Genomic DNA, 201 nt, shown 5'->3' with positions numbered 1-201 from the left:
CCACCGAATCAGCCTATGTATGGAAAGAACTCCTGCAAGACATTCGCGAACGTGGTGTGGAAGAAGTACTCCTCTTTATCTCCGATGGATTGAAAGGTATTGTAGATGCCACTCAGCAAGTCTATCCACAGGCCAAATACCAAACATGTTGTGTTCATTTGGCACGTAATATCGCTCATAAAGTACGTGTATCTGACCGTG

At 44.8% G+C, this 201-nt stretch carries 1 protein-coding gene; it reads left to right on the top strand.

From position 1 onward, the window contains the following. A partial coding sequence (locus GQY27_RS21415; protein WP_201450776.1) for a transposase occupies window positions 1–201 on the top strand: 201 nt, incomplete at both ends.

This window comes from Paenibacillus sp. An7, from assembly GCF_009870785.1.
Classification (GTDB): domain Bacteria; phylum Bacillota; class Bacilli; order Paenibacillales; family Paenibacillaceae; genus Paenibacillus.
The sequence above is the reverse complement of the archived record's forward strand: the minus strand, read 5'-3'. Positions and strand labels throughout refer to the sequence as shown.